Origin of the sequence: Rhodococcus sp. H-CA8f, assembly GCF_002501585.1 — a bacterium.
GTDB classification, from domain to species: Bacteria; Actinomycetota; Actinomycetes; order Mycobacteriales; family Mycobacteriaceae; genus Rhodococcus_F; species Rhodococcus_F erythropolis.
This window is the reverse complement of record NZ_CP023720.1, coordinates 6032115-6052910: the sequence shown is the minus strand read 5'-3', so window position 1 is coordinate 6052910 and position 20796 is coordinate 6032115. Positions and strand designations below refer to the sequence as shown.

Here is a 20796-nt window from a genome sequence, read left to right as displayed (position 1 = left end):
GTGAGAGTAATTTTAGGTAGCCCTAATTCGGATACCGTCAGGAAACCCATGACATCACTTCTCTGGCCTACCGCTGACACCGATGCCGAGTTCGCTCGCATCACCGCAGCACTTACCCGACGCGGTTTCCTCGGGGCCGGTGCCTTGGCGGGGATCGGATTGCTCACGGCCTGTGGAACCAGCTCCAGTGAATCGGCCGAGGGCTCGATGCGCACCATCAACACGGCACTGGGGCAGGTGGAGGTTCCCACCAACCCGCAGCGAGTGGTCAGCGCCGATTACTACACGGGCCCCGCGATGTTCGACGCCGGATTCACGCCCGTCGGATTGCCGGTGGACTACGAGAACGCCGACGGTGTCCCGGAACCGTATGCGTCTGCCCTGCGGTCTCTTCCGAAGGTGGGACGCTGGTACGAGCCCAACGCCGAGGCGATAGCGGCTTTGTCTCCCGACTTGATCGTGATGACCAACCTCCTTTCGGAGAACAACCCGGATCTTTACGAGCAGATCCGGTCGATTGCACCGACCGCAGTTTTTGCCGAAGACGGCCAGTACGCGTGGAAGGAGCGCGCCCTCGGGGTCGCGGACGCCCTCAACCAGAGTGCGAAGGTTCAAGAGTTGGCAGACCGATACGAGGCGCGGATCGCGAAGTTCCGCAGCGACAACGCTGACGTGTTGAGCAAGGTGAAGGTCGTCTACACCACGTACTTCGAGGAGAGTGGTTTCTCGCTGTATTCGCCGACCAAGTATCAGACGACGGTCATCAGCGAGGCAGGGTTCCAGTTCAACGACCGCTCACTCGCAATTCCTGCCGGCAGCAACGAGTGGTTCCCGAAGGAGCAGTTGGAGCTACTCGACGAAGCCGACGTCATCATCACCAACAGTGGCAAGGGCCCCATCAACGAGAAGTTGGCGAACGACACCATCTTCCAGCGTCTGCGCGCCGTCAAGAACGATCAGGTGTACTCGTTCGACTACGAGGGCGTCGCGTCGTTCGGTTGGGCCCTGACGTTCCTCGAGCAGTTCCAGCCGATTGCTGAGGAGATCAGAGCCAAGCTCTGATCTCCTCAGCGATCAAGAGGAAGCCGGCGCCACCACGTCCAGCCTCGGTTGATGCTGGTCGGTGTATGCCCACGGGCGGATCTTCTCCAGTGCTTTGCCGATCCGGAACACGGTCGGTTCGTCGTACGTATGGCCGACGATCTGGACGCCCGTGGGAACGCCGTCGTGTGCGTGTCCACTGGGCACCGCTAGTACGGGGCACCGATTGGCGACGTTGAACGGCAACGTGAGAAGTGCTTCGGCGGTGGTGTTCACGTGCTGGCCCGCAACCGTGAGGCCGTCGAGCAAAGACTCGCCTGCCGGGAAGGCGATGGTGCCCGAAGTCGGGCAGATCAGCGCATCGAATGGAGCCATCGCCTCGGCGAGCTCTCGTTGCATCTGGGTTTCTTTGCGAAGGCCGTCCAGAAATGACATTTCCGCAGCGCCCTTCGACGTGATCGCGACGTTGTCGAGCGTGTAGTCGGCAAGAAGATCACCGTGGACGCGAGCAACTTCCGCGACGGATGCACCCATGATCGTTCCGAAATGGACTTTCACCGCTGCTGCCATCGAATCACGAGTCCACGGCAACTCGATCTCCTCGACGATCGCGCCGGCATCGACCAACGACTGTGCGAGAGCCCGGGTGTTCGCCTCGATGTCAGGCTCGATGGGGAAGTCACCGAGCCGCAGGCACAGGGCAATGCGCATTCCCTCGACCGACGGGTACTCGTGTGGCAGCGTGATCGCCGGCCTCAGCGAAGAATGGTCACGCGGATCCGGCCCGATCAGAACGTTGGCCAAAAGAATTGCGTCGTCGACAGTTCGGGCCATCGGACCGTCGCCACGGTAGGAATCCATGGACAGCGGGGCGACCCCGGGAATGCGGCCGTACGACGCTTTGAGCCCGACGGTGCCGGTGAAGCCTGCCGGGCCCCGCGTCGACCCGCCGATATCGGATGCTGTTGCCAGAGTGGTAGTTCCGGCAGCGAGGGCGGCGCCCGCGCCTCCGGATGAACCGCCGGGACTGTAATCGAGGTTCCAGGGATTGCGAGTCACGCCCCACAGTGGAGAGTGCGTGAACGCCGCAACACAGAACTCCGGCGTCGTGGTGCGTGCGTGAATCAAGCCGCCTGCTGCCAGAACTCGATCGATCACCGGTGCGTTCTCGCGGGCGATGTTTCCGCGTGCCGCCAGCGAACCTTCGGTCAGAGACTTTCCGGCAATAGCGTGTTTTTCCTTGGCAGCTACCGGAATTCCCTCCAGCGGCCGCGGATCGGGTCCGTGGCCGAGATATCGGCTCTCAGCTTCCCGAGCGCCGATGAGTGCCTCCTCGAACATCTCTTCGGTGAAGGCATTGATGTGAGGTTCGAACTTCTGGGTTCGGTCGACGACTGCTTGTAGCAGCTCGACCGGAGACAATTCTCGCGTGCGAAAGTGTGCAATAGCTTCGGTGGCGCTGAGGTAATGCAGGTCGTCTGACATGGCGTTATCTCCCTGGAGAAGTATGTGTAGGAATCACGCGCTTCGCGCAAGGGCGCCCAGTGCGGCCGCAGTCATAGCCGTGACACCTTCGGGTAGTGCCGCGGCCGGATCCGGCGCGAAGCGCGGTGAGTGATTCGAGGGTGTGCCGGGAGGAATCCGTCCCTCGGCGAGTGCGGCGAGAGCCCTTTCGTCGAAACTCCGAAGCGCCGTCCCGCCGAAATGCCAGAAAACGGAGGGGCATTGGGCAGCAGTGCCGAAGACTCCGAAGTCCTCACTGCCTGAAAGCGGTTGCGGCAGGGTGTGCATTCCCAATCCTGCCCGGCGTAGGTCGGTCATCACCGTGGACGTTGCGTCCGGAGTATTGACCGTGGCCGGAAAGCCGTTGTACGCATGAACGTCCGGCGCTTCGGCGGCGCCTGCTCCGTCCGCTTCTGCGCGAGCGATCCGGCCTACAGATTCGAGCATGTGTTCTCGCGACGATGCACTGAAAGTTCGCAGACTGAGTAGTAGTTCGGCGTCGTCGGCAATGATGTTCGCAGCTGTGCCGGCGTGCAATGCTCCCACCGTGAGCACCGGTGCTGTCGGGGTTGCCGCTTCATGAGCGACCAGACTTTGAATGCGCAGCGCGAAAGATGCTGCCATCAACAAGGGGTCGATGCACGCGTACGGCGATGACGCATGTCCACCACGGCCGTGAAAAACCACTCGAATCGTGTCGGATGCTGCCATCAAGATGTCGGGTTTGCTGACCAGCATCCCAGCCGGAGTCGGACCCACGTGTTGTCCCAGGCAGAGGTCCGGTCGCGGGAAGCGGTCGAAGATTCCGTCGTCGACCATCGCACGAGCGCCGGACCCGGTCTCCTCGGCAGGCTGGAAGACCGCGACAACAGTGCCGGTGATCGACGTCGGATCCGCGGAAAGTGCTGCGCACGTGGCAAGTAGCGCGGTGACGTGGACGTCGTGGCCACACGCATGCATGACGCCATCCGTCTTGGAGGCGTATGACAGCCCGGTGTCTTCTGCGACCGGCAACGCGTCCATGTCGGCGCGGAGCAGGATCACCGGCCCGCTGCTCCCTTGGAGAACACCGACGACACCCGTGCCGCCGACTCCGATCGTGACGTCCCAGCCGCCGATCCGCCGAAGCTCTTCGGCAACAAGTGCGGCAGTGCGAGTTTCGTTGCCGGACAACTCGGGGTGTGCGTGCAGGTCCCGGTACAGATCGAACCAGTGCGGCTCGACGGTTCGCAACCGCGAAGGGTCTCCGAATTCAAGATTCGAAAGCAGTTGGTTCATGGTCGATCTTCTTTCGGTTGGTGATGGTCAGTTGGCGGTTTTCAGTTGCACCAGGTTCAGCATCTTTTCTCGGGTCTGCGGCGCTGCCATTACCGCGATGATCGCCACGACGGGCCCGAGCGCGAGCGAAACGAACGCCGCTGACCAGGAGAGATGGTCCACGATGAATCCGAACACCAGCGGCGCGACTATTCCGGCGACCATGCCGCCGAAAATGATCATCGACGAGGCGGCTCCGACCACCGAAGAAGGCAGGCTACGAAGTGGGAGTGCAAAACACGGCATGAAAGCGAAAGAGGCAGCGGCAGATCCGAGGGTGACGAGAACGACGAACAAGGCAGTGTTGGAGGCGAAAGGAACTGAAACGAGCATCACGATGCACGCGAGCATGGACGGCACTACGACGATGCGGCTGTTGCCTGCCAGTCGATCCGAGATTCGGCCGCCGACGACGGTGGTCACGGCGGCCACCACGGTTGCCGGGATGAGAAGGAGGCTCGCACTCGAGAGGGCGATTCCACGTTCGTCATGGAGGTAGGACGGAACCCAGGACGACATCCCCCAGATCACGAAGTCGTAGCCGAAGAACATCAAGGCGAAGAGCCACATCGCGCGGGAGCGAAGTACGGTGCGCATGTTGTCCCAGGAGGAATCCGGACCGTGGTCGATCTCCGCCGGAAGTGCGGGCGGGAGCCACAACTTGATGCTGACGAGCGAGAGTACGCCGAGCGCAGCGACGGCCAGAAACATCCCGCGCCAGCCGATCAACGGGAGAAGAGCTGCCGCAACGACAATGGCGAGAAGCGTACCGACGGCGTTGGAACTGTTCATCCATCCGGTTGCGGTGGCACGTTGCTCCGGGATGCTGCGTTCGGCAACCAGCTTTACTGCGGCTGCCGGAAACACGCCCTGTGCGAGACCGAAGAGAAAGCGAACAACCAGAAGCGTCCCGAACGACCACGCAAGGGCAGTGAGGCCGGTGAAGACACTCCACGCCACCAACCCGATCAGAGCCATCCGAACTGCGCCGTATCGATCGGCGAGCAGTCCACCAGGCAGTTGGGCCAGTGTGTATGCAATGAAGAACGTGGAGATGATCAACCCACGCTGGGAGTAGTCGAGATCGAACTCCTCACCGAGCAAAGGGAGGGCGAGGTTGATCGCCAGCCGGTCTATGTAGTCGATCGCGTAGGCGACGAACAGCAGCGCGACCGTGACTTTGGTGGAGCGAAGCACTGGGCCTCCAAGTGGTGAACCTGTGAAGTGATTCACATATCTTTGGCAAACAGGCAGGGATCACCGGTCAGAATGCAGTAATCCAGCAATACTTGGCAGATGAAGCCGGAATCCGACGCATATGTGATCGCGGAATCTGATCTGGAGATCATCAATGCACTCCAACTCAACCCCCGCGCGTCGTGGACGCAGTTGTCGTCGGTACTCGACATGGATTCGACGACGATCGCCCGCCGGTGGCGTCGCCTCGTCTCGAACGGTCATTCGTGGGTCAACGCGGTCGCAATCGGTCGAACCCACATATTCGGCTATCTCCTGATCAGGACCACTCAGGATGCGGTTGCCGACGTGGGGGAGCGGTTAAGTGAGCTGGCCTGCGCTTATCTGTTGGCCAGGACGGAAGGTGAGTACGAGTACTTCGTCGGAGTTGTGGCCGCCGACCAGAAGAGTTTGGACGCCTTGGTGTGTGAGCACCTGGCTGCCGATCCTGGAATCTTGTCGATCAGAAGCCGGGTCGGGGTGAAGGTGTACCGAGACGGCTTCAGTTGGGAGCCGGGCGCTCTGGGGCAAGCAGGTCGCGCTCAGCTGGCAACCGCTGCGGCGCCGGCAGATCCGACAGTGTTCCGTGAGTCCGACGGTGCCCTGTTGGAGGCGCTCGGCCGTGACGGACGTGCCAGCTATGCGCGTCTCGCCGCGATTTGTGGAACGAACGAGACTGCGATTCGACGGCGCTTGGCCCAGTTGACTGCATCGCGACAGTTGATTTTCCGCTGCGATGTCTCGCAACAGGCTGTCGGTTCACCGTTCGAAGTGATCTTCGATGTCGCTGTGGACGGTTCCACCGACGAACTCGGCAATCTTGTGTCGAGTTGGCCGGAGATCAGATTGTTGGTGGCGACTACCGGAACAGCGAACATGTTGATCAGCGTGTGGCTGAGCAGCCTCGCGCAGAGTCTTGTCGTCGAGGATCGACTCCGCCGAATCGGTAGTGTGCGGATCCTCGATCGACGTGTCTCGCTGTACCCGATGAAGCGGTTCGGGCAGCTACTCGGACCGAGCGGAGTGGCGGAAGGTCATGTCCCGGTCGCGATTTGGGGCGCCGGCGACGTTATTCGTTGAGCGTCAGTCGATCGGCGTCCGATTGTCGTCGACGAGGTGTGTATCGGAGTCGGTCGCACGGGAGCGCTTCCAGATCATCCGAGCCAGCGCACCCAGTACGGACACTGCCAGGACAACGCCACCGCCGATGATGCCGGCCGACGAGTCGGGGAAGATGCCCTCGAGCAGCAGCCAGACACCGAAGACGAAGAACAGCACCGCGGCGCCGATCTTGATGAATCCGTCCGGGAGGTGCTTGCCCAGTACCGAGCCGACGATGATGGCGAGAGCGTCGGCCGCCACCATGCCTACCGTCGACCCGATCCAGACGCCGATCCAGTCGTTGTCGGTCGCAAGGGTGATGGTGGCGAGCATGGTCTTGTCGCCGAGTTCTGCCAGGAAGAAGGCCGACGCGACGGCGATGAAGGCGGATCGCGTGACGCGACCGGCCTTGTTCTGCTCGTCGTCGGTGAGATCGTCACCGCGCAGGGTCCAGAGGCCGAAGATCAGGAACGCGATACCGCCGACGATGGAGATTGCAGCGGTGGGGAGTGCGACGCCCAGGTAGTGGCCGACGGCGACCGAGACAAGGTGAACAAGGGTGGTGGCGACGGTGATTCCGCCGAGGACGACCCACCAGCGATATCGCAAGGCAAACGTCATTGCCATCAGTTGCGACTTGTCGCCGAGTTCAGCGACGAAAATGACGCCGAAACTCAAAAGTATTGCGGCAAGCAAGGTTTACTCCTCCGGTCGGTGTAGGTCGGAGGAAAAATGCGAGCCTCCGGCCTGGGCAGGCGCATAGTGCGCTTGTCCGGCCGAAGGTCTCGCCCACCGAGGCCACAGGACCTTCGGTTCGCCAGGCCGGGTGCTTCGCGATCCGCACCAGGCGGAACGCGTCGAACCAGTATGTCGACACAGGCGATTGGGGGCTACTCCCCTTCGTTGCTACCCACGTTAGCGCGGTCGGCTCGAATTGGCAAAGCGCACAGCAAGTTTGGGAGTCCGAACTTATCGCTTACCGCGGCCGTCACGAAGCGAGGAGCATGGCCAAAACAGCGGTGTCGGGATCGCTGATCAAATCGATGCCGACGCGGCTGATCATGGAGACGACCGTGCCGTCCGGCTCTGCCTCCACCCAGGCCGCACGATGCTCCAAGCCCAGGTAGGGAAGTCCTGGCAGTAGTACGCACCCCGACGCGCTTCCCTCGCATTCCGGCAGGCTGGGGGTAGTTTCCGACGGCGGGTGCAGCATGATCAGTGCCGGCGGCTGATGGTCGGAGAAACGGCCGGGTGTCAGTGCAAAATCGCCGAGCACCGGACCTTCGGCAACCACCAGACCGACGGTGCCGGGTTGCGGATCCTCGGGAACGTCCTCACGCACTCCGAAGACCGTCGTCGTCGGCAACAATCCCGGCATCGAGGCCACTCGGACAGCCAGGGCGAGAAGCTGCGCCCACTCCTGGGTGGTGTCCGGCCAACGGCCGGAAATGACGAAACCCTGCAAAGACCCAGCGGCTTGGAACGGAGAAATGCCTATTGCTTCGTTTCTGTTCATTTCTGTTCCTCCCTCGGTGCTGGGGCAAATCTCGGTCTGACGCGCATGCGTCGGTCCGGCACACCTCGTTGGGTAATCGAAATATGCACCTATTCGGTACTGGCACACAAGACAGGGAGAGTGCCAGCCAGGTTTGCGCTGGTGAGAGCGGTGGTATGCGCAGGCATGACTCTGTCGAAGAACCGTTCTCGGCTCGAAGACCTGGCAACGCAGGCGTGGATCTTCGGGTATCCCCTGTTGATTGCGGCGGTATCGCGTGACGTCATGACGGCGACGCCGACCCCGGTGGCGATGAAAGCCCCGCTCAACCAGTTCGCTTATGCGCGTACGACGCCCGATGCGAGCTTCACCGATGTCGTCTCGCCGAACGCGGACACTCTTTACTCGTCGGGGTGGCTGGACGTCTCGACGGAACCGCAGGTGCTCTCGCTGCCGGACTTCGGCACCCGGTACTGGTTGGTCCCCATCCTCGACGCGTGGAGCGACGTCTTCACGGTGCCGGGATCTCGGACGGTAGGACGCACCGGGGGGCCGTACCTGGTGGCCGGACCGAATTGGAAAGGCAACGTGCCCAAGGGTTTGACGCTGCTGCGGTCGCCGACGGCGATGAATTGGATAGTCGCCCGCTACGCGACGTCAGGGGGAACGGACCTGGCCGAAGTGCACAGCCTGCAGGACCGGACGCGGCTCACACCACTGTCGGAGTGGACAGGTGATCCGCAGGACTACACGCCCGGAGAAGTTCCGGTGAACTCCGCTGTCGACACGCGCACACCGCCGGTGGACCAGGTGGCCGCAATGGACGGCGAGGCCTTCTTCACCACGCTCGACGCACTTCTCGACGACAATCCTCCGCGTCCGGAGGATACCGAGATGATGAAACAGCTGTCCGACATCGGAATCGGCTCGTCGCTGCCCTGGAAGTCGCGCCCGCAAGAGGTGCGTGATGCCCTCGACCGGGCTGCGCGAACCGGAATGGACGTGCTGAGCGAGATCGCCAAGGAGGCGGAAGGCAATCCGAAGAACGGCTGGACGATGCACCGCGGCTTGGGGCATTACGGGACTCATTACGCTCAGCGGGCTCTGATCGTCTGGCTCGGTTTCGGGGCCAACCTCGACGCAGATGCCGTGTACCCGCACGCCACCACCGACGTCGACGGTAAGCCTCTGACCGGTGAGAAGAAGTACGTACTTCATTTCGAGAAGGACGAGCTCCCGCCGGTCGAGGGATTTTGGTCGCTCACGATGATGAACGAGCGACAGTACTTCGTGGACAACCCGATCGATCGATATGCCATCGGCGATCGAAGTGATCTGGTGTTCGCCGACGACGGCTCGTTGGACATCTATCTCCAGCACGAGTCGCCTGGTGGCGAGAAGGAGCGGAACTGGCTGCCGGCTCCGTCCGGTGACTTCAACGTCTTTCTGCGCCTGTACTGGCCGAAGGCTGCAGTGCTTTCGGGATCGTGGACTGCGCCCGGTATTCGGGAAGCAAGTATTCGGGAAGCGGGCTGAAAGTCCCCTCGCTTCGCACCCGAAGAGCACAACTCGGTATCAGCCGCGCGTTTCGATGGGCGGAAAGGTCACGATAGCCATACGATCTGTCGGTATTGCCCTGTTTGAAAAGCTGTTGAATCGGTCAGAGACACCCGCTTGCTTCGGAGGCTACTGATGGTCACGCAGAATCCGTTCGTGCAGTACGGCAAAGAGATCTGGTGGATGATCCTGATCCGCGGAATCTTCGGCGTGATCTTCGGAATCATCGCGCTCGTGTGGCCGGGAATTACCGTGGTGGCCTTGGTTTTCCTGTTCGGTATCTACTCCATTGTCGACGGCTTGATCACGCTCGTTCGAGCCATCCGGGACCGCGAACACCTGAGTTCGTGGGGATGGTGGGTGTTCACCGGCGTCGTTTCGGTGGGAGCCGGTATCGTCGCGCTGGTCTGGCCAGGCATCACGGCGCTGGTACTTCTGTACATAATTGCCTTCTACGCCATCATGTTCGGAATCTTCGGAATTGTCGGCGCCTTCAAGATGAAAGCGCTGCCAGGATCCAGTTGGGGATGGCTGCTCGCCGCATCGGTGCTCGCGGTCATCTTCGGCATCATCCTTCTGATCGCACCAGGCGAAGGCATCATCAGCCTCATCTGGCTGTTGGGTTGGTACGCAATCTTGTTCGGCCTCTTCATGATCGTGGGCGCATTCCAGATCAGAAGCCGGGCAAAGGAAGCCGGTGTTCTCTAGGAAGGGCAAGCCGGCCGCCGCGGCTCCCGCTCCGATCCCCACGCTTTCCGGTAGTGCGAACTGGTCGATCCCGCGCGGTCTGATCGTCCTGCTCGGTCTCGCGGCCACCGTGGTTGCCGTCGGCGGAATGAAGGTGTTCGGCGGCATCCTCGGACCGGTATTCCTGGCGCTCGTGCTGACGATTGCCGTTCAGCCCATTCAGGATTGGTCACAGCGACGAGGGTGGCCCAAGTGGGTCGGGATGCTCGGCTCACTGGTCACCGTGTACCTGATTCTGCTCGGGTTGGCGGCGTCGTTGATCGTGTCGACGGCCCAGTTGGCGACAATCCTGCCTCAATACTCCGAGGAGATGACCAACCTCCTCAACGAGGGCCGCGACAAGTTGGCCGACTTCGGAGTCAGCACCGAACAGATCCAAAGCACACTCAGCAGTATCGATCTCACGAAGGTTGTGGGCGTACTCGAAAGCGGGCTGGAGGGTCTGCTCGGCATTCTGTCGGATCTGGTGTTCATCCTCGCGCTGTTGTTGTTCATGGCTTTCGACGGCATGAGTATCCGCTCGCGGTTGAATGTGCTGTCGGAGCAACGTCCCGAAATCTCCTACGCGCTCTCCACCTTTGCCGCCGGAACTCGCAAATATCTGGTCGTCTCGACGGTCTTCGGCCTCATCGTGGCGGTACTCGACGGTGGTGCGCTGTGGCTGATGGGCATTCAGCTGCCCGTCCTGTGGGCGCTGCTGTCGTTCATCACCAACTACATCCCCAACATCGGGTTTGTCATCGGCGTCATCCCACCGGCGCTCCTGGGACTCCTTCAGGGCGGGCCGTGGCTGATGCTGTGGGTGATCGTCGTCTACTCCGTCATCAACTTCGTGATCCAGTCCATCATCCAACCCAAGTTCGTCGGCGACGCCGTCGGGCTGTCGGTGACGATGACCTTCCTCTCGCTTGTCTTCTGGGCGTGGGTTCTCGGAGCACTCGGAGCATTGCTGGCGATTCCGCTCTCGTTGCTGGTGAAGGCCGTCCTGCTCGACATCGACCCGGCCACACGCTGGGCGGACATCCTGATCAGTGGTCCTCGAACCGAACCGGATGAAGACCCGAAAGAAGAAGCGAAACCGACCCCGGCGCCCACCTAGAACTTCTCAGTGTTTCTACAAGTTGTTGCTTTATCGTCTCGCCCATGAGCGCCGAGAACACCACCGAGAACTCCCACCGCCAGCCGTCACGCCTCGGTCGACGGCTGGCAGTGGGTGGTGTGGCCGCGATTGTCGCGGCTGCGGTGGCGGGGATCGGGTTCGTGATCTTCGCGGGCGGTGCCGATTCCTCGAACACCGTCGCGATCGTGAACGCCGACGCGGGAACCACGCTCGACGGCAAGGAACTTCGGGCCGGCGACACCCTGGTGGACACGTTGGGCAAGAACGAAGACTTCGACTTCCAGGTGGTCGACAATCCCGGCGGGAACTACTTCGCGACGTTGACGGTGCCGGAAGACTTCAGCGAAACCGTCGCGTCGATGTTCGGCACTGATCCCCGCCAAGCCAGTGTCGAACTGGCGGTGAATGGCTCGGACCCGGAGAAGTCCGCCGAGTTGACTCGGGCCGTATCGGCGCAGGTCGGCGCGGACGGAATCAAGGGTTTGCTGGCTCAGACTTCGGCCGCGCGGCGCTCGATCGATCAAAACCTCACCACCGCACAGATTCTGGTCGCCGGCACCAACGAGGCCGGAAAGTCCATCGATCAGGTGAAGGCAGGCGCAGGCACTCTGCTGCCGTATCTCGAGACCGCACGCTCGGGAGCGTTGGAGTTGATGAGCGTGGCGGACCAGGTATCCGGCGTGGTCGATCAGGCGTCGGGGTCGGCGGAAGAGCTGGCCACGCGCGCTGACTCACTGGGCCTGACGCTGGGGGAGGCGTCGTCGTCGACCGCGGAATTGAAGACACGGATCGACACGTTGCAAACTGCGTTGAACGGCCTTCCGATCCCGCCCGACGTGACAGCGCAACTGGCCGGTGTGAGTTCGGATCTCGGTGCGCTGAATGCGCAATTGGGCACCGTTCCGGCGCTGTTGGGTGGCTCGGTCGGACCCGATACGGAGCTCGGTGATCTAGTCCGCACCGCTGTCGGGCAGCTGCAAGGCGCGAGCGATCAACTGAGCAGTGCTGCCGGACAATTGAACGACGGACTCATCCCCATCGCCGATCAGGCACCGCAGATGCTCGGCGACGTGACCGATCAGATCACCCAGGGATTCACGACGCTGCAAGGGATCGCCAAGTCATTGGTCACGGGCCTCGACGGCGCAAAATCCGGTATTCCGGCGATGACCACTCCGCAGCAGGTTCAGTTGACCTCGGTGCTGTCGGATCCGGTGGCCGTGAATCAGACCAGCGCGAGCAGTGGTGACTCCGGAACTCGCACACTGGCATTGGTCTTCGGAGCCACGACGGTCCTGCTCGGTGGCGCTCTGCTGACGCGAACGGCGGCGCCCCTGGTGAGGCGCCGCCGTTCGCAAGAAGAGCTGTGACTAGACGATCAGACCTGCGGTCTGGGTACGTGCACGGTCGAAGCGAGCCGAAACGTCGTTCCAGTTGACGATGTTCCAGAATGCCTTGACGTAGTCGCCCTTGACGTTCTGGTAGTCGAGGTAGAAAGCGTGCTCCCACATGTCGAGGAGCAGCAGCGGCGTGAGGCCGATGGAGATGTTGCCCTGCTGATCGTAGAGCTGGACGATGATCAGACGCTGTCCGATCGAGTCCCACGCGAGGATGGACCAGCCGGAGCCCTGGATGGCGTTGGCGTTCGCGGAGAAGTGAGCGCGGAAGAGATCGAACGAACCGAAGTTGTCGTCGATCGCTGCGGCGAGCTCGCCTTCGGGCTTGTCGCCACCGTCAGCGCTGAGGTTGTTCCAGAAAACGGTGTGGTTGGTGTGGCCACCGAGGTGGAACGCCAGGTTCTTCTCGAGCAGGTTGGCCTGCGCTGCGATGGTGTCGTTCTCACGAGCCTCGGCCAGCTTCTCGAGTGCAGCGTTGGCACCGGCAACGTAAGCCGCGTGGTGCTTGTCGTGATGCAGCTCCATGATCTTGCCCGAGATGTGCGGCTCGAGGGCTGCGTAGTCGTAGGGGAGTTCCGGCAGCGTGTAAACAGACACGAGGGTCCCTTCTTTGCGGGCTGGTGAGCCCTGGTGCTTTAGAGTGCGTCGATCACCGGTCACGGCGTGACGTCACTCGCGTATGTGCAAATCATTCTTCGGGTTTCCACCCAATAACATTCGTACACCGTCCGCAACAGTCCGGCTCAGGTAGTAATCACCAAAGAATAAAGTTTGGTTAACCGAACTTAGTCGGATCTAAGGGTAAGCTAATATGCGCAAATTCGTCGTAAAGGTGAACGGAACCTTAAACTTGCGCGATGCCCGCACCAGTTTTCCTCCCGGAATCACCAGAGGCGGCCGCGCCTCGGGTGAATCTTCCGGGCGCTGACCTGCTGCGAGCACTGGCGGTTGCCGCCGTGATCTACTCCCACATCTCTTTTTACGTCATCGACGATCTCGGCTCGGGTTGGTGGGTGATCGACGTCGTTTACGGCGTTCTGATCGAGCCTGCCGAACTCAACCAGCACCTCTCTTTTGTCGGCGTCGCGGTATTCATGATGCTGACCGGCGCTCTGGTGACGCGGTCCGCGATTCGTGACGGCCCCGGAAAGTTCTTGACCAACCGATTCAGCCGCCTGCTGCCTGCATTCTGGGTGGCAACCGCGATTGCCATTCTTCTGGTCCGCCTCGGAATCAACGGAATGTTCAGCGGTCAGGAAGGTATTTCCGATACCGAAGCGTTGATGAGCTTTTTTCTCGGCGGATTCTTTCTCAAGCCCGAGGTAGCGGTTCTCGGAGTGACCTGGACGCTCACCGTCCAGTTCCTCTTCTATCTCGCCTGCGTCGCGGCTCGACCGATACTGCGTCTGCGTCCAATCGTCATGCCGCTCGCGGGCGGAGCACTGTGCTCATTGGTGCTGCTCTACAACGTCTACGCGCCGTTGCCGTACACGGTGCCGATGCTGTCCAAGATCGCCGCGACGCTGCCGGCTGTCTTCCTCGGTCAGATCATGTACCTCGCGTGGGCCAAGCTCGCTCCCGGCCGCTGGCTGATCGTTGCCGTCCTCGTTCAGATGCACGTCATCATCGTGGCGACCCAGTTCCGCGTCTACTGGGCCGGCGAGCACTACCTGTGGACCATTTCGGTAGTCGCCGCAGCGGTAGTTCTCATCGGCCGCTACGACGGTGTCCCGACGCGCTGGTCAGTCGTGAAATGGCTTTCGACGCGCAGTTACATCATCTATCTCGTGCACACCCTGATCCTGTACCGCGTTGTCGAGAACACCGTTTTGTACGTCGGACCGACGCTGGCGTTCGCGCTGTTCCTTCTGGCAACGGCCGCGGTAGCAGAAATCGGCTACCGGTGGGTGGAGCTGCCCGGCGCCCGCGCGGTCACGGCGTGGCGAAACAGCCGCTCACGCGTAGCATCGAAGCATGAGCTGGTACGACGACATTCTGGGACGAGCGTCCGCAAAATCCACGCTGATCGCGCCTGAGGACGCCCTGCCCGGGCGAGAGCAGAAAATGCCGGTACCTACCGCGCACTACGTCAACGGGCATCCGTTGACGCCGCCGTTTCCGGCCGAACTGCAGACCGTCGTCGTCGGGATGGGTTGTTTCTGGGGCGCCGAGAAGGAGTTCTGGCAGCTTCCCGGTGTGTACACAACCGCTGCGGGTTATGCGGGAGGCTTCACCCCCAACCCGACGTACGAAGAAACGTGCTCCGGACGTACGGGTCACACCGAAGTGGTGCTGGTGGTCTTCGATCCCGCAGTGATCTCCTACGAGCAGATCCTGGCGCACTTCTGGGAGAACCACGATCCGACGCAGGGGATGCGTCAGGGTAACGACCAGGGCTCGCAGTACCGTTCGGCGATCTTCACGACGTCCGCCGAGCAGGAAGAAATCGCTCATGCGTCGGCCGTCGCTTTCGGTGAACGACTTGCCGAAGCCGGATACGGCGCGATCACCACCGAAATCGGTCCGCTGCGCGACTTCTTCTACGCGGAGGATTACCACCAGCAGTATTTGGCGAAGAACCCCGGCGGCTACTGCCCGGTGCATGCCACCGGCGTCAGTTGCCCGGTCGGATTGCTCCGTCAGGATCAGGTTCCGGCGCAGACGGACATCCTTCCGCCGAGCGAATAACTGGACAGGTGTTGGAGGACACATGTGATTCAGCTCGTTAACACTTGCAACTAGATCGAAACAAAGGGAATCTCGATGTAAGAGTGTGTCGTCGAGAGAACTGAGCTAATAATGTCAGGTAGTACGCGAGGAACTGCGTCGCTGCTCCGACGCACCATTCATGTAGGCCACGATCCGATGGTTCGCCGCAGTGATCGGATCGAAGGATTCATGTCCTTCGGTCTGATCATTTTCGCGATTCTTCTGCTGCCTCTCGCGGTATGGGCAGGGGCTGCGACGGCTTCGAGCCAGAACGCACTGATCGCCAAACAATCCGCCGAACTACACAGCATTTCGGCGACGACGACTGCAGACTCGACGCAGACCACCCCCTCGACAGCCGATTACATTGCACCGACCACCGAAATGGCCAGCGCGCAATGGAACTGGAACGGTGAGGTTCACACGGGTGATGTCACTGTCGACTCGGCGACGCCCGTCGGCACCGAGGTCCCCATCTACGTCAACGATCACGGCGACAAGACCGTAGCTCCGATCACACAGAGTGCTGCCGACGTCGCAGCCGTGGTGACCGGGGTTTTCACCTGGTTCAGCGTGATGTCCCTATTGGTCATCGCGTTCATGCTGGTGCGGGTCTTTCTCGATCGTTCCCGCTCGGCCCAGTGGGACCGAGACCTACGCGCGTTCCTCGACGCGAACGCGCTGTAGATCCCGGACCTTTCCTCACTGCAGTTGGGGCATGACCTCGCTTGCGACGAGTTCGAGATGATCCAGATCGGCCAGATCGAGAGTCTGCAGGTACACGCGCTGTGAACCGGCCTCGGCGAAAGTGCCGATCTTGTCGACCAGCTCCGAAGGTGTTCCGGCCAGACCGTTCTCACGTAGCTCGTCCACGTCGCGTCCGATCGCTTCGGCGCGCTTCTTGATCTCCGCCTCGTCGCGGCCGCAGCACAGGACGAGAGCGTTGGAGTACACCAATTCGTTCGGATCGCGCTCGATGTCGATGCAAGCCTGACGAACCCGCGCAAAGATGTCCTTCGTTTCCGCGAGGGACTTGAACGGGATGTTGAACTCGTTCGCGAACCGAGCGGCGAGCGCCGGAGTCTTCTTCTTGCCCGTGCCACCGATCAGGATCGGCGGACCGTCGACCTGGTGCGGTTTGGGAAGCGCGGGAGAGTTCTTGATCTGCACGTGCTTACCGTCGTAGTCGAACGTGTCGCCGACCGGCGTACGCCACAGGCCGGTCACTACGTCGAGAGTTTCCTCGAGCAGTTCGAAGCGATCCTTGAGCGCCGGGAACGGGATGCCGTACGCCTGGTGCTCTTCCTCGTACCAGCCGGCACCGATGCCGAGGTCTACGCGGCCACCACTCATCTGATCGACCTGTGCGACCGAGATGGCCAGCGGTCCGGCGTGACGGAACGTAGCCGACGTCACCAGAGTGCCGAGGCGGATGGTGGATGTTTCGCGGGCGATTCCGGCGAGCGTGATCCACGCGTCGGTGGGTCCGGGAAGGCCGTCGGAATTCATGGCGAGATAGTGGTCCGAGCGGAAAAATGCGCCGTAGCCGAGTTTTTCGGCGGTCTGGGCAACAGTCAGTAGTTGTTCGTAGGTAGCGCCCTGCTGGGGTTCGGTGAATATACGCAGCTCCATGACTTCTACTCTGCCACTATTTTGCGGAGGTCGGGACGACGGCACCGACTTGTCCGGCGCCGAAACACAGCGTCAGTCCCGGCGTTGTCGGCGTGATCTTCACACTGTTTCCGTGGCCGACCAGGCGCACGAATGCCGAGTGCAAACCCTGCGTCACGGGTACCGATACTGCGTCGCCGGACTCCAACGCGACATCGATCGTTCCGTCGGTGCTCGCGAGGTAATTGAGCTGCACCGTCCATTCCCAGCCGGCCAGGGGGCCGTCGAGGGGGAGTTCGGTCGGGCCTTCGGCACGGGTGCCGCAGTTCGGTGCCGCTCCTTCGGGAATCCTTCTCGTCCAGGTCACTTCGGCATCGACAATCCGTCCGCTGTCGTCGATGGTGCGCAGAATCGGAGTGCTGGAAGAAAATTCGGGGCGATCAGGCAGTGGCGCGAGAACATTGCTTGCCAAATTGTTCGGAAAGGCGACGGGAAGGAGCACTTCGATCGCGACGGGTTGCTCGAGCAGTGGAGCATCCTCATTCTGTGACAACGACATTCGCGCGTTGGCGAGGTAGTCGCGAGTCGGGTTCTCGCGCCAGATGTCGACGAACGTGACGGTCGAGACGAGCGAACTGACCACGAAGAGCGCCGACAGGCCGGCGGCGACTGCGACGGGTATCCGGGCCGGACGCCGCCGAGGTGCAGCGAGAATCAGAGCGGCGGCGAGGGCGAACACCGTCGCCGAATCCGTGAAGTAACGCAAGGTCTGCGCCAACTCGTACGTGGTGTCGGCGTCGGATCGGGTAGCGGTCATCGCCACGACAGAGGCCAGGAAGTACAGCGCCGCGGCGACCCAGATCCAGGCAGCGCCGCGTCGGGCACGCACGGTCATCACGACCGTCGTCAGCAGCGCGGCCCAGGCCGCGGCCACCAAGACCGTCGGCGGATCGGCCCAGGCGGGGCTGGGGATCCACCGCTCCCAGCGCCAGGGGCCGCCGAGAAGGGTGGGAAGCATCCCCAAAGACGTGCCGTGATGCAGCAGTTCGGTGGACATGGAACGGCCGTTGCCGGTGATCGGAGATTCGACAGTTGTCAGATACACCGGAATCCAGATCGCGAGCACGGCGGCGCAGGCCGTCCACAGGCGTCGGCACTTCGTGACCGCACTTCGTATCGGCGTTCCTTCACCTTGTGTGCGCAAGTACAGCACCAGAAAAGCGAGTGCCACGAACGGAACGAGCACTGCCTTCTCGAAGAACAGCAGAGAGACGACAAAAACCGCGGTGCCCGAGAACACGTAGCGCACATGCCCGGTGCGGTACAGCTTGATCGCGTCCCCACACGCCCAGGCAAGCGCGATCTGAAGCGGCAAGGCGTTGAGTGCGGCCGCCCACCACGAGAACGACGGAAGGGTCAGCGGGACGAAGAGATACAGGATCAGCGGAATCAACAGCGCCGGTCGCCAACCAAGGGCCAACCGAAGAGTGCGCAGAAGCGCCAACGACGCTGCGGCCTGGCCGATGACGAGCAGCGTTGCCGACAGCGCCCAGTTGTACGGCGCGATGCGGGTGATCAACCCGGTGAAGAAGAAGGCCGCGGGCATGAAGTGACCGTCGTGGTCGTAGAGCAGGAGTTCGCTCGAGAAGAGAGGGAAGCGTCCTCCGCGGCCCATCAGGATGAGGTCGTCCCAGTAGAAGTAATTGCTCGCGGCAACCCAGGCGCGAATGACGAGCTGACATCCGATCAACACGAACGCGAGCTGCGCGACCCGTTTCGGGGTGAACGTCAGAGTTGGCTCGGGCTGTGGAGAAGTCATCGACGGTCATGCTTCCAGGTGTGTCAAAAACCGACTTCCCGCAAAAAAGGGATAACGGTCTTTTCTGTCTTTTCGGGAGCAATTTCTGAATGGATTGTGAACTTTGCCGGGATAAATGACGCCGACGCCCAAAAGTTCACTGACCTGCGGTGTCAAATTCATCCTCGAGCCTGTGCATCGTTCGCTAACACCTGTCAGCAAATTCTCAGGGTCTTGCCCGTGACCTGTGGATAAAGCCCGATTCATTCATCCAGAACTGTGGATGAACCTGTGGAAACTGTGGATAACTCGAGTTTTTAAGTGGCGGAGGTCACATTATTCGAACAATGCAGGTGAACGGGGTGGAGGTTCGATCACAAATCGGGAGTGAATCCATTTGCTGCCGTTACCGATACGGCGTGACAGAATCGAAGTTGTGAGTGTCGTTCAGGTCTGCGCCCGGTGCGCCGCACGCTGGCCTGTCGTCGGCGGCCCAACGCAGTGGTGCCCGCGCTGCAGCGGCGTCCTGCTGATCCCCACCCGCACCGAGATCTACCAACCACCCAACCGTCGAGGCTTCCGCTGGATCGCGCGCTCACCGTCCGACCCACGCGGCGTGGGGGACGCACCAGTGCGTCGTAGCCTCACCACCCCGCGCTACGACGCCGTCCCGCAGTGGGGACTGCAGGACGTCGTCGACACCTCACCGGTGCCGCCCTCGCGAGCGGACCGGATGGCCGACCGAGTCGGGCCGTTGCTGACACTCGCGACAATCCTCTACGGACTCGCTGTGTTCGCCGAACTGGGCAGATACGCGATCCTGGTGCGTAACCGCACCACGCTGATCCCGCAGTGGCTTCTCACGGTCTCCGACGCCGCCGTGTACTTCACTCAGTTGGGTGGACTGCTGATCTCGGTCTTCGCGGCTGTCGCCGGTGTGTGCTGGCTGCTTCGTCGGCGTCATGAACACTTCGCAGGTGCCGGGGAATCCGATCCGCGCACAGCGTCGGAAGTTGTCGTCGGCTGCGCTGTGCCGATCCTCAACCTCGTGATGCCGGCGGTTTATCTCTTCGAGTTGGTCCGCCGCGATCCGCGCGGAACTCTGCTGGTGAAGATCTGGTGGGGCTTCTGGGGATTCAGCGCTCTGCTGCTGGTGGTCAACGCGTACTGGCGATCACGCCCGGGGATTCAGGCAATGGCCGACGGGGTTCTGCTGAACGCCTTCATCGCATTGGTCGCAGCCGTCACCGCGGCGTTGACGCTCGTCGTGATCCGACGGATCGAGCGCAGGGGTTGGCGCGGCGAACCCGAATCGGAAACTCGATGGGTGCCAGTGCCGCCCTCGGTGTTGGAAGAGAAGACGGTGTTGGACGAGAAGGAGACCGCTGCCCTGTGAGCCCAGATCGTCGAGGTCCACTCGTCGTTGCGCACCGAGGTGCGTCGGCTGCGCGGCCGGAGCACACCCTCGCCGCCTACGAACTGGCCCTCGAGGAGGGTGCCGACGGGCTCGAATGCGACGTCCGCCTCACCCGCGACGGGCACCTGGTCTGCGTTCACGACCGCAAGGTCGACCGCACCTCCAGCGGCACGGGGATCGTCAGCGAGATGACGCTCGATTCGCTGAACGCTCTGGACTACGGGTCGACGAGCGAACCGGCCGAACTGCTGACTCTCTCCGACCTCATCACTCTCGCCCTGGATTTCGCGCGCCCGGTGAAGCTGTTCATCGAAACCAAACACCCCGTGCGGTTCGGCGGCCTGGTCGAAGCAAAACTTCTCGCGGAACTGCACCGCTTCGGGATCGCGTCACCGCCGTCGGCCGATCACTCTCGCGCTGTGGTCATGTCTTTCTCGGCTACTGCGGTCTGGCGAGTGCGTCGTTCGGCACCGCTGCTGCCGACGGTCCTACTCGGTGACGCGTCGCGATACCTCGGCGGTGGTGCGTCGACGGCTGTCGGCGCCACGGCGATCGGGCCGTCGATCAAGGCGTTGCGCGAACATCCCGATCTGGTCGATCGGGCTGCCGCTGCGGGTCGCGCGACGTACTGCTGGACCGTCGACGACAAGGCGGATGTGGACCTGTGTCGTGAGCTCGGGGTCAGTTGGGTGGCCACCAACCATCCCGGGCGCACGAAGCAATGGCTGGGCAGCGTGTAGATTTTGC

19 protein-coding genes are annotated in these 20796 nt (G+C 61.9%); 11 read left to right on the top strand and 8 right to left on the bottom strand.

What is annotated here, in order from left to right; translation table 11 throughout:
- The first annotated feature begins 48 nt into the window (after positions 1 to 48).
- Entirely contained in the window at positions 49 to 1062 is a 1014-nt protein-coding gene (locus CPI83_RS28130) for an ABC transporter substrate-binding protein (RefSeq protein WP_097388060.1), read from the top strand.
- A 12-nt stretch (positions 1063 to 1074) separates the two neighbouring features.
- Here the strand turns inward: CPI83_RS28130 and CPI83_RS28125 are convergent, their stop codons facing one another.
- Genes CPI83_RS28125 through CPI83_RS28115 form a run of 3 tightly spaced genes read right to left on the bottom strand, consistent with a single transcriptional unit; the run spans position 1075 to position 5058 of the window.
- Positions 1075 to 2526, bottom strand: a complete 1452-nt coding sequence (locus CPI83_RS28125; RefSeq protein ID WP_097388059.1) for an amidase — start codon at positions 2524 to 2526, stop codon at positions 1075 to 1077.
- A 33-nt stretch (positions 2527 to 2559) separates the two neighbouring features.
- Positions 2560 to 3822 (bottom strand): amidohydrolase, encoded by a 1263-nt coding sequence (locus tag CPI83_RS28120; RefSeq protein WP_020905726.1) that lies wholly within the window; start codon positions 3820 to 3822, stop codon positions 2560 to 2562.
- Positions 3823 to 3849: 27 nt separating this feature from the next.
- Positions 3850 to 5058 carry an MFS transporter gene (locus CPI83_RS28115; RefSeq protein WP_019746356.1) on the bottom strand — a complete coding sequence of 403 codons (1209 nt, stop codon included), beginning with the start codon at positions 5056 to 5058 and terminating at the stop codon, positions 3850 to 3852.
- Positions 5059 to 5157: 99 nt separating this feature from the next.
- Between CPI83_RS28115 and CPI83_RS28110 the strand changes: the two genes are divergently transcribed.
- Positions 5158 to 6177, top strand: a complete 1020-nt coding sequence (locus CPI83_RS28110) for an Lrp/AsnC family transcriptional regulator (RefSeq protein ID WP_020905727.1) — start codon at positions 5158 to 5160, stop codon at positions 6175 to 6177.
- A gap of 3 nt (positions 6178 to 6180) precedes the next feature.
- Here the strand turns inward: CPI83_RS28110 and CPI83_RS28105 are convergent, their stop codons facing one another.
- Together CPI83_RS28105 and CPI83_RS28100 are read right to left on the bottom strand one after the other, a co-directional pair.
- The gene (locus tag CPI83_RS28105) at positions 6181 to 6894 is read right to left on the bottom strand and encodes a TMEM165/GDT1 family protein (protein ID WP_019746358.1); all 714 of its coding nucleotides are present in this window, start codon (positions 6892 to 6894) and stop codon (positions 6181 to 6183) included.
- Positions 6895 to 7186: 292 nt separating this feature from the next.
- Positions 7187 to 7714 (bottom strand): hypothetical protein, encoded by a 528-nt coding sequence (locus CPI83_RS28100; RefSeq protein WP_019746359.1) that lies wholly within the window; start codon positions 7712 to 7714, stop codon positions 7187 to 7189.
- A 165-nt stretch (positions 7715 to 7879) separates the two neighbouring features.
- Between CPI83_RS28100 and CPI83_RS28095 the strand changes: the two genes are divergently transcribed.
- The 4 genes from CPI83_RS28095 (at position 7880) to CPI83_RS28080 (ending at position 12487) form a co-directional block, all read left to right on the top strand.
- A complete protein-coding gene (locus CPI83_RS28095) occupies positions 7880 to 9229 on the top strand; it encodes a DUF1254 domain-containing protein (protein ID WP_046377720.1) in 1350 nt (449 codons plus the stop codon).
- Positions 9230 to 9385: 156 nt separating this feature from the next.
- A complete protein-coding gene (locus tag CPI83_RS28090; protein ID WP_019746361.1) occupies positions 9386 to 9958 on the top strand; it encodes an HdeD family acid-resistance protein in 573 nt (190 codons plus the stop codon).
- A complete protein-coding gene (locus CPI83_RS28085; RefSeq protein ID WP_080909302.1) occupies positions 9948 to 11096 on the top strand; it encodes an AI-2E family transporter in 1149 nt (382 codons plus the stop codon). The genes CPI83_RS28090 and CPI83_RS28085 overlap by 11 nt, the downstream gene beginning before the upstream one ends.
- Positions 11097 to 11140: 44 nt before the next feature.
- Positions 11141 to 12487, top strand: a complete 1347-nt coding sequence (locus CPI83_RS28080; protein ID WP_080909301.1) for a hypothetical protein — start codon at positions 11141 to 11143, stop codon at positions 12485 to 12487.
- On the opposite strand, the gene CPI83_RS28075 is transcribed toward CPI83_RS28080, so the two are convergent.
- Positions 12488 to 13111, bottom strand: coding sequence for a superoxide dismutase (locus tag CPI83_RS28075; protein WP_003944189.1), 624 nt, complete (start codon positions 13109 to 13111; stop codon positions 12488 to 12490).
- Positions 13112 to 13371: 260 nt separating this feature from the next.
- Between CPI83_RS28075 and CPI83_RS28070 the strand changes: the two genes are divergently transcribed.
- The 3 genes from CPI83_RS28070 (at position 13372) to CPI83_RS28060 (ending at position 15910) form a co-directional block, all read left to right on the top strand.
- The gene (locus CPI83_RS28070; RefSeq protein ID WP_020968085.1) at positions 13372 to 14550 is read left to right on the top strand and encodes an acyltransferase; all 1179 of its coding nucleotides are present in this window, start codon (positions 13372 to 13374) and stop codon (positions 14548 to 14550) included.
- A complete protein-coding gene (msrA, locus tag CPI83_RS28065; protein WP_020905733.1) occupies positions 14489 to 15202 on the top strand; it encodes a peptide-methionine (S)-S-oxide reductase MsrA in 714 nt (237 codons plus the stop codon). The genes CPI83_RS28070 and msrA overlap by 62 nt, the downstream gene beginning before the upstream one ends.
- Before the next feature lie 111 nt (positions 15203 to 15313).
- Positions 15314 to 15910 (top strand): hypothetical protein, encoded by a 597-nt coding sequence (locus tag CPI83_RS28060; RefSeq protein ID WP_223257952.1) that lies wholly within the window; start codon positions 15314 to 15316, stop codon positions 15908 to 15910.
- Positions 15911 to 15925: 15 nt separating this feature from the next.
- Here the strand turns inward: CPI83_RS28060 and CPI83_RS28055 are convergent, their stop codons facing one another.
- Complete coding sequence (locus tag CPI83_RS28055) at positions 15926 to 16855, bottom strand: LLM class F420-dependent oxidoreductase (RefSeq protein ID WP_020905735.1); 930 nt, start codon at positions 16853 to 16855, stop codon at positions 15926 to 15928.
- Between the two features lie 16 nt (positions 16856 to 16871).
- Positions 16872 to 18653, bottom strand: coding sequence for a hypothetical protein (locus tag CPI83_RS28050; protein WP_097388058.1), 1782 nt, complete (start codon positions 18651 to 18653; stop codon positions 16872 to 16874).
- A 415-nt stretch (positions 18654 to 19068) separates the two neighbouring features.
- Between CPI83_RS28050 and CPI83_RS28045 the strand changes: the two genes are divergently transcribed.
- Positions 19069 to 20028: a DUF4328 domain-containing protein gene (locus CPI83_RS28045; RefSeq protein ID WP_097388057.1), complete on the top strand. Its 960-nt coding sequence runs from the start codon at positions 19069 to 19071 to the stop codon at positions 20026 to 20028.
- Positions 20025 to 20789 (top strand): glycerophosphodiester phosphodiesterase, encoded by a 765-nt coding sequence (locus CPI83_RS28040; protein ID WP_019746370.1) that lies wholly within the window; start codon positions 20025 to 20027, stop codon positions 20787 to 20789. The genes CPI83_RS28045 and CPI83_RS28040 overlap by 4 nt, the downstream gene beginning before the upstream one ends.
- Positions 20790 to 20796: the final 7 nt, after the last annotated feature.

Bases quoted from the DNA above. Each gene is read 5' to 3' on its own strand.
- CPI83_RS28130 (WP_097388060.1), top strand. From the start codon at position 49: ATGACATCACTTCTCTGGCCTACCGCTGACACCGATGCCGAGTTCGCT.
- CPI83_RS28125 (WP_097388059.1), bottom strand. From the start codon at position 2,526: ATGTCAGACGACCTGCATTACCTCAGCGCCACCGAAGCTATTGCACAC.
- CPI83_RS28120 (WP_020905726.1), bottom strand. From the start codon at position 3,822: ATGAACCAACTGCTTTCGAATCTTGAATTCGGAGACCCTTCGCGGTTG.
- CPI83_RS28110 (WP_020905727.1), top strand. From the start codon at position 5,158: ATGAAGCCGGAATCCGACGCATATGTGATCGCGGAATCTGATCTGGAG.
- CPI83_RS28100 (WP_019746359.1), bottom strand. From the start codon at position 7,714: ATGAACAGAAACGAAGCAATAGGCATTTCTCCGTTCCAAGCCGCTGGG.
- CPI83_RS28095 (WP_046377720.1), top strand. From the start codon at position 7,880: ATGACTCTGTCGAAGAACCGTTCTCGGCTCGAAGACCTGGCAACGCAG.
- CPI83_RS28090 (WP_019746361.1), top strand. From the start codon at position 9,386: ATGGTCACGCAGAATCCGTTCGTGCAGTACGGCAAAGAGATCTGGTGG.
- CPI83_RS28080 (WP_080909301.1), top strand. From the start codon at position 11,141: ATGAGCGCCGAGAACACCACCGAGAACTCCCACCGCCAGCCGTCACGC.
- CPI83_RS28070 (WP_020968085.1), top strand. From the start codon at position 13,372: ATGCCCGCACCAGTTTTCCTCCCGGAATCACCAGAGGCGGCCGCGCCT.
- msrA (WP_020905733.1), top strand. From the start codon at position 14,489: ATGAGCTGGTACGACGACATTCTGGGACGAGCGTCCGCAAAATCCACG.
- CPI83_RS28060 (WP_223257952.1), top strand. From the start codon at position 15,314: ATGTCAGGTAGTACGCGAGGAACTGCGTCGCTGCTCCGACGCACCATT.
- CPI83_RS28055 (WP_020905735.1), bottom strand. From the start codon at position 16,855: ATGGAGCTGCGTATATTCACCGAACCCCAGCAGGGCGCTACCTACGAA.
- CPI83_RS28050 (WP_097388058.1), bottom strand. From the start codon at position 18,653: ATGACTTCTCCACAGCCCGAGCCAACTCTGACGTTCACCCCGAAACGG.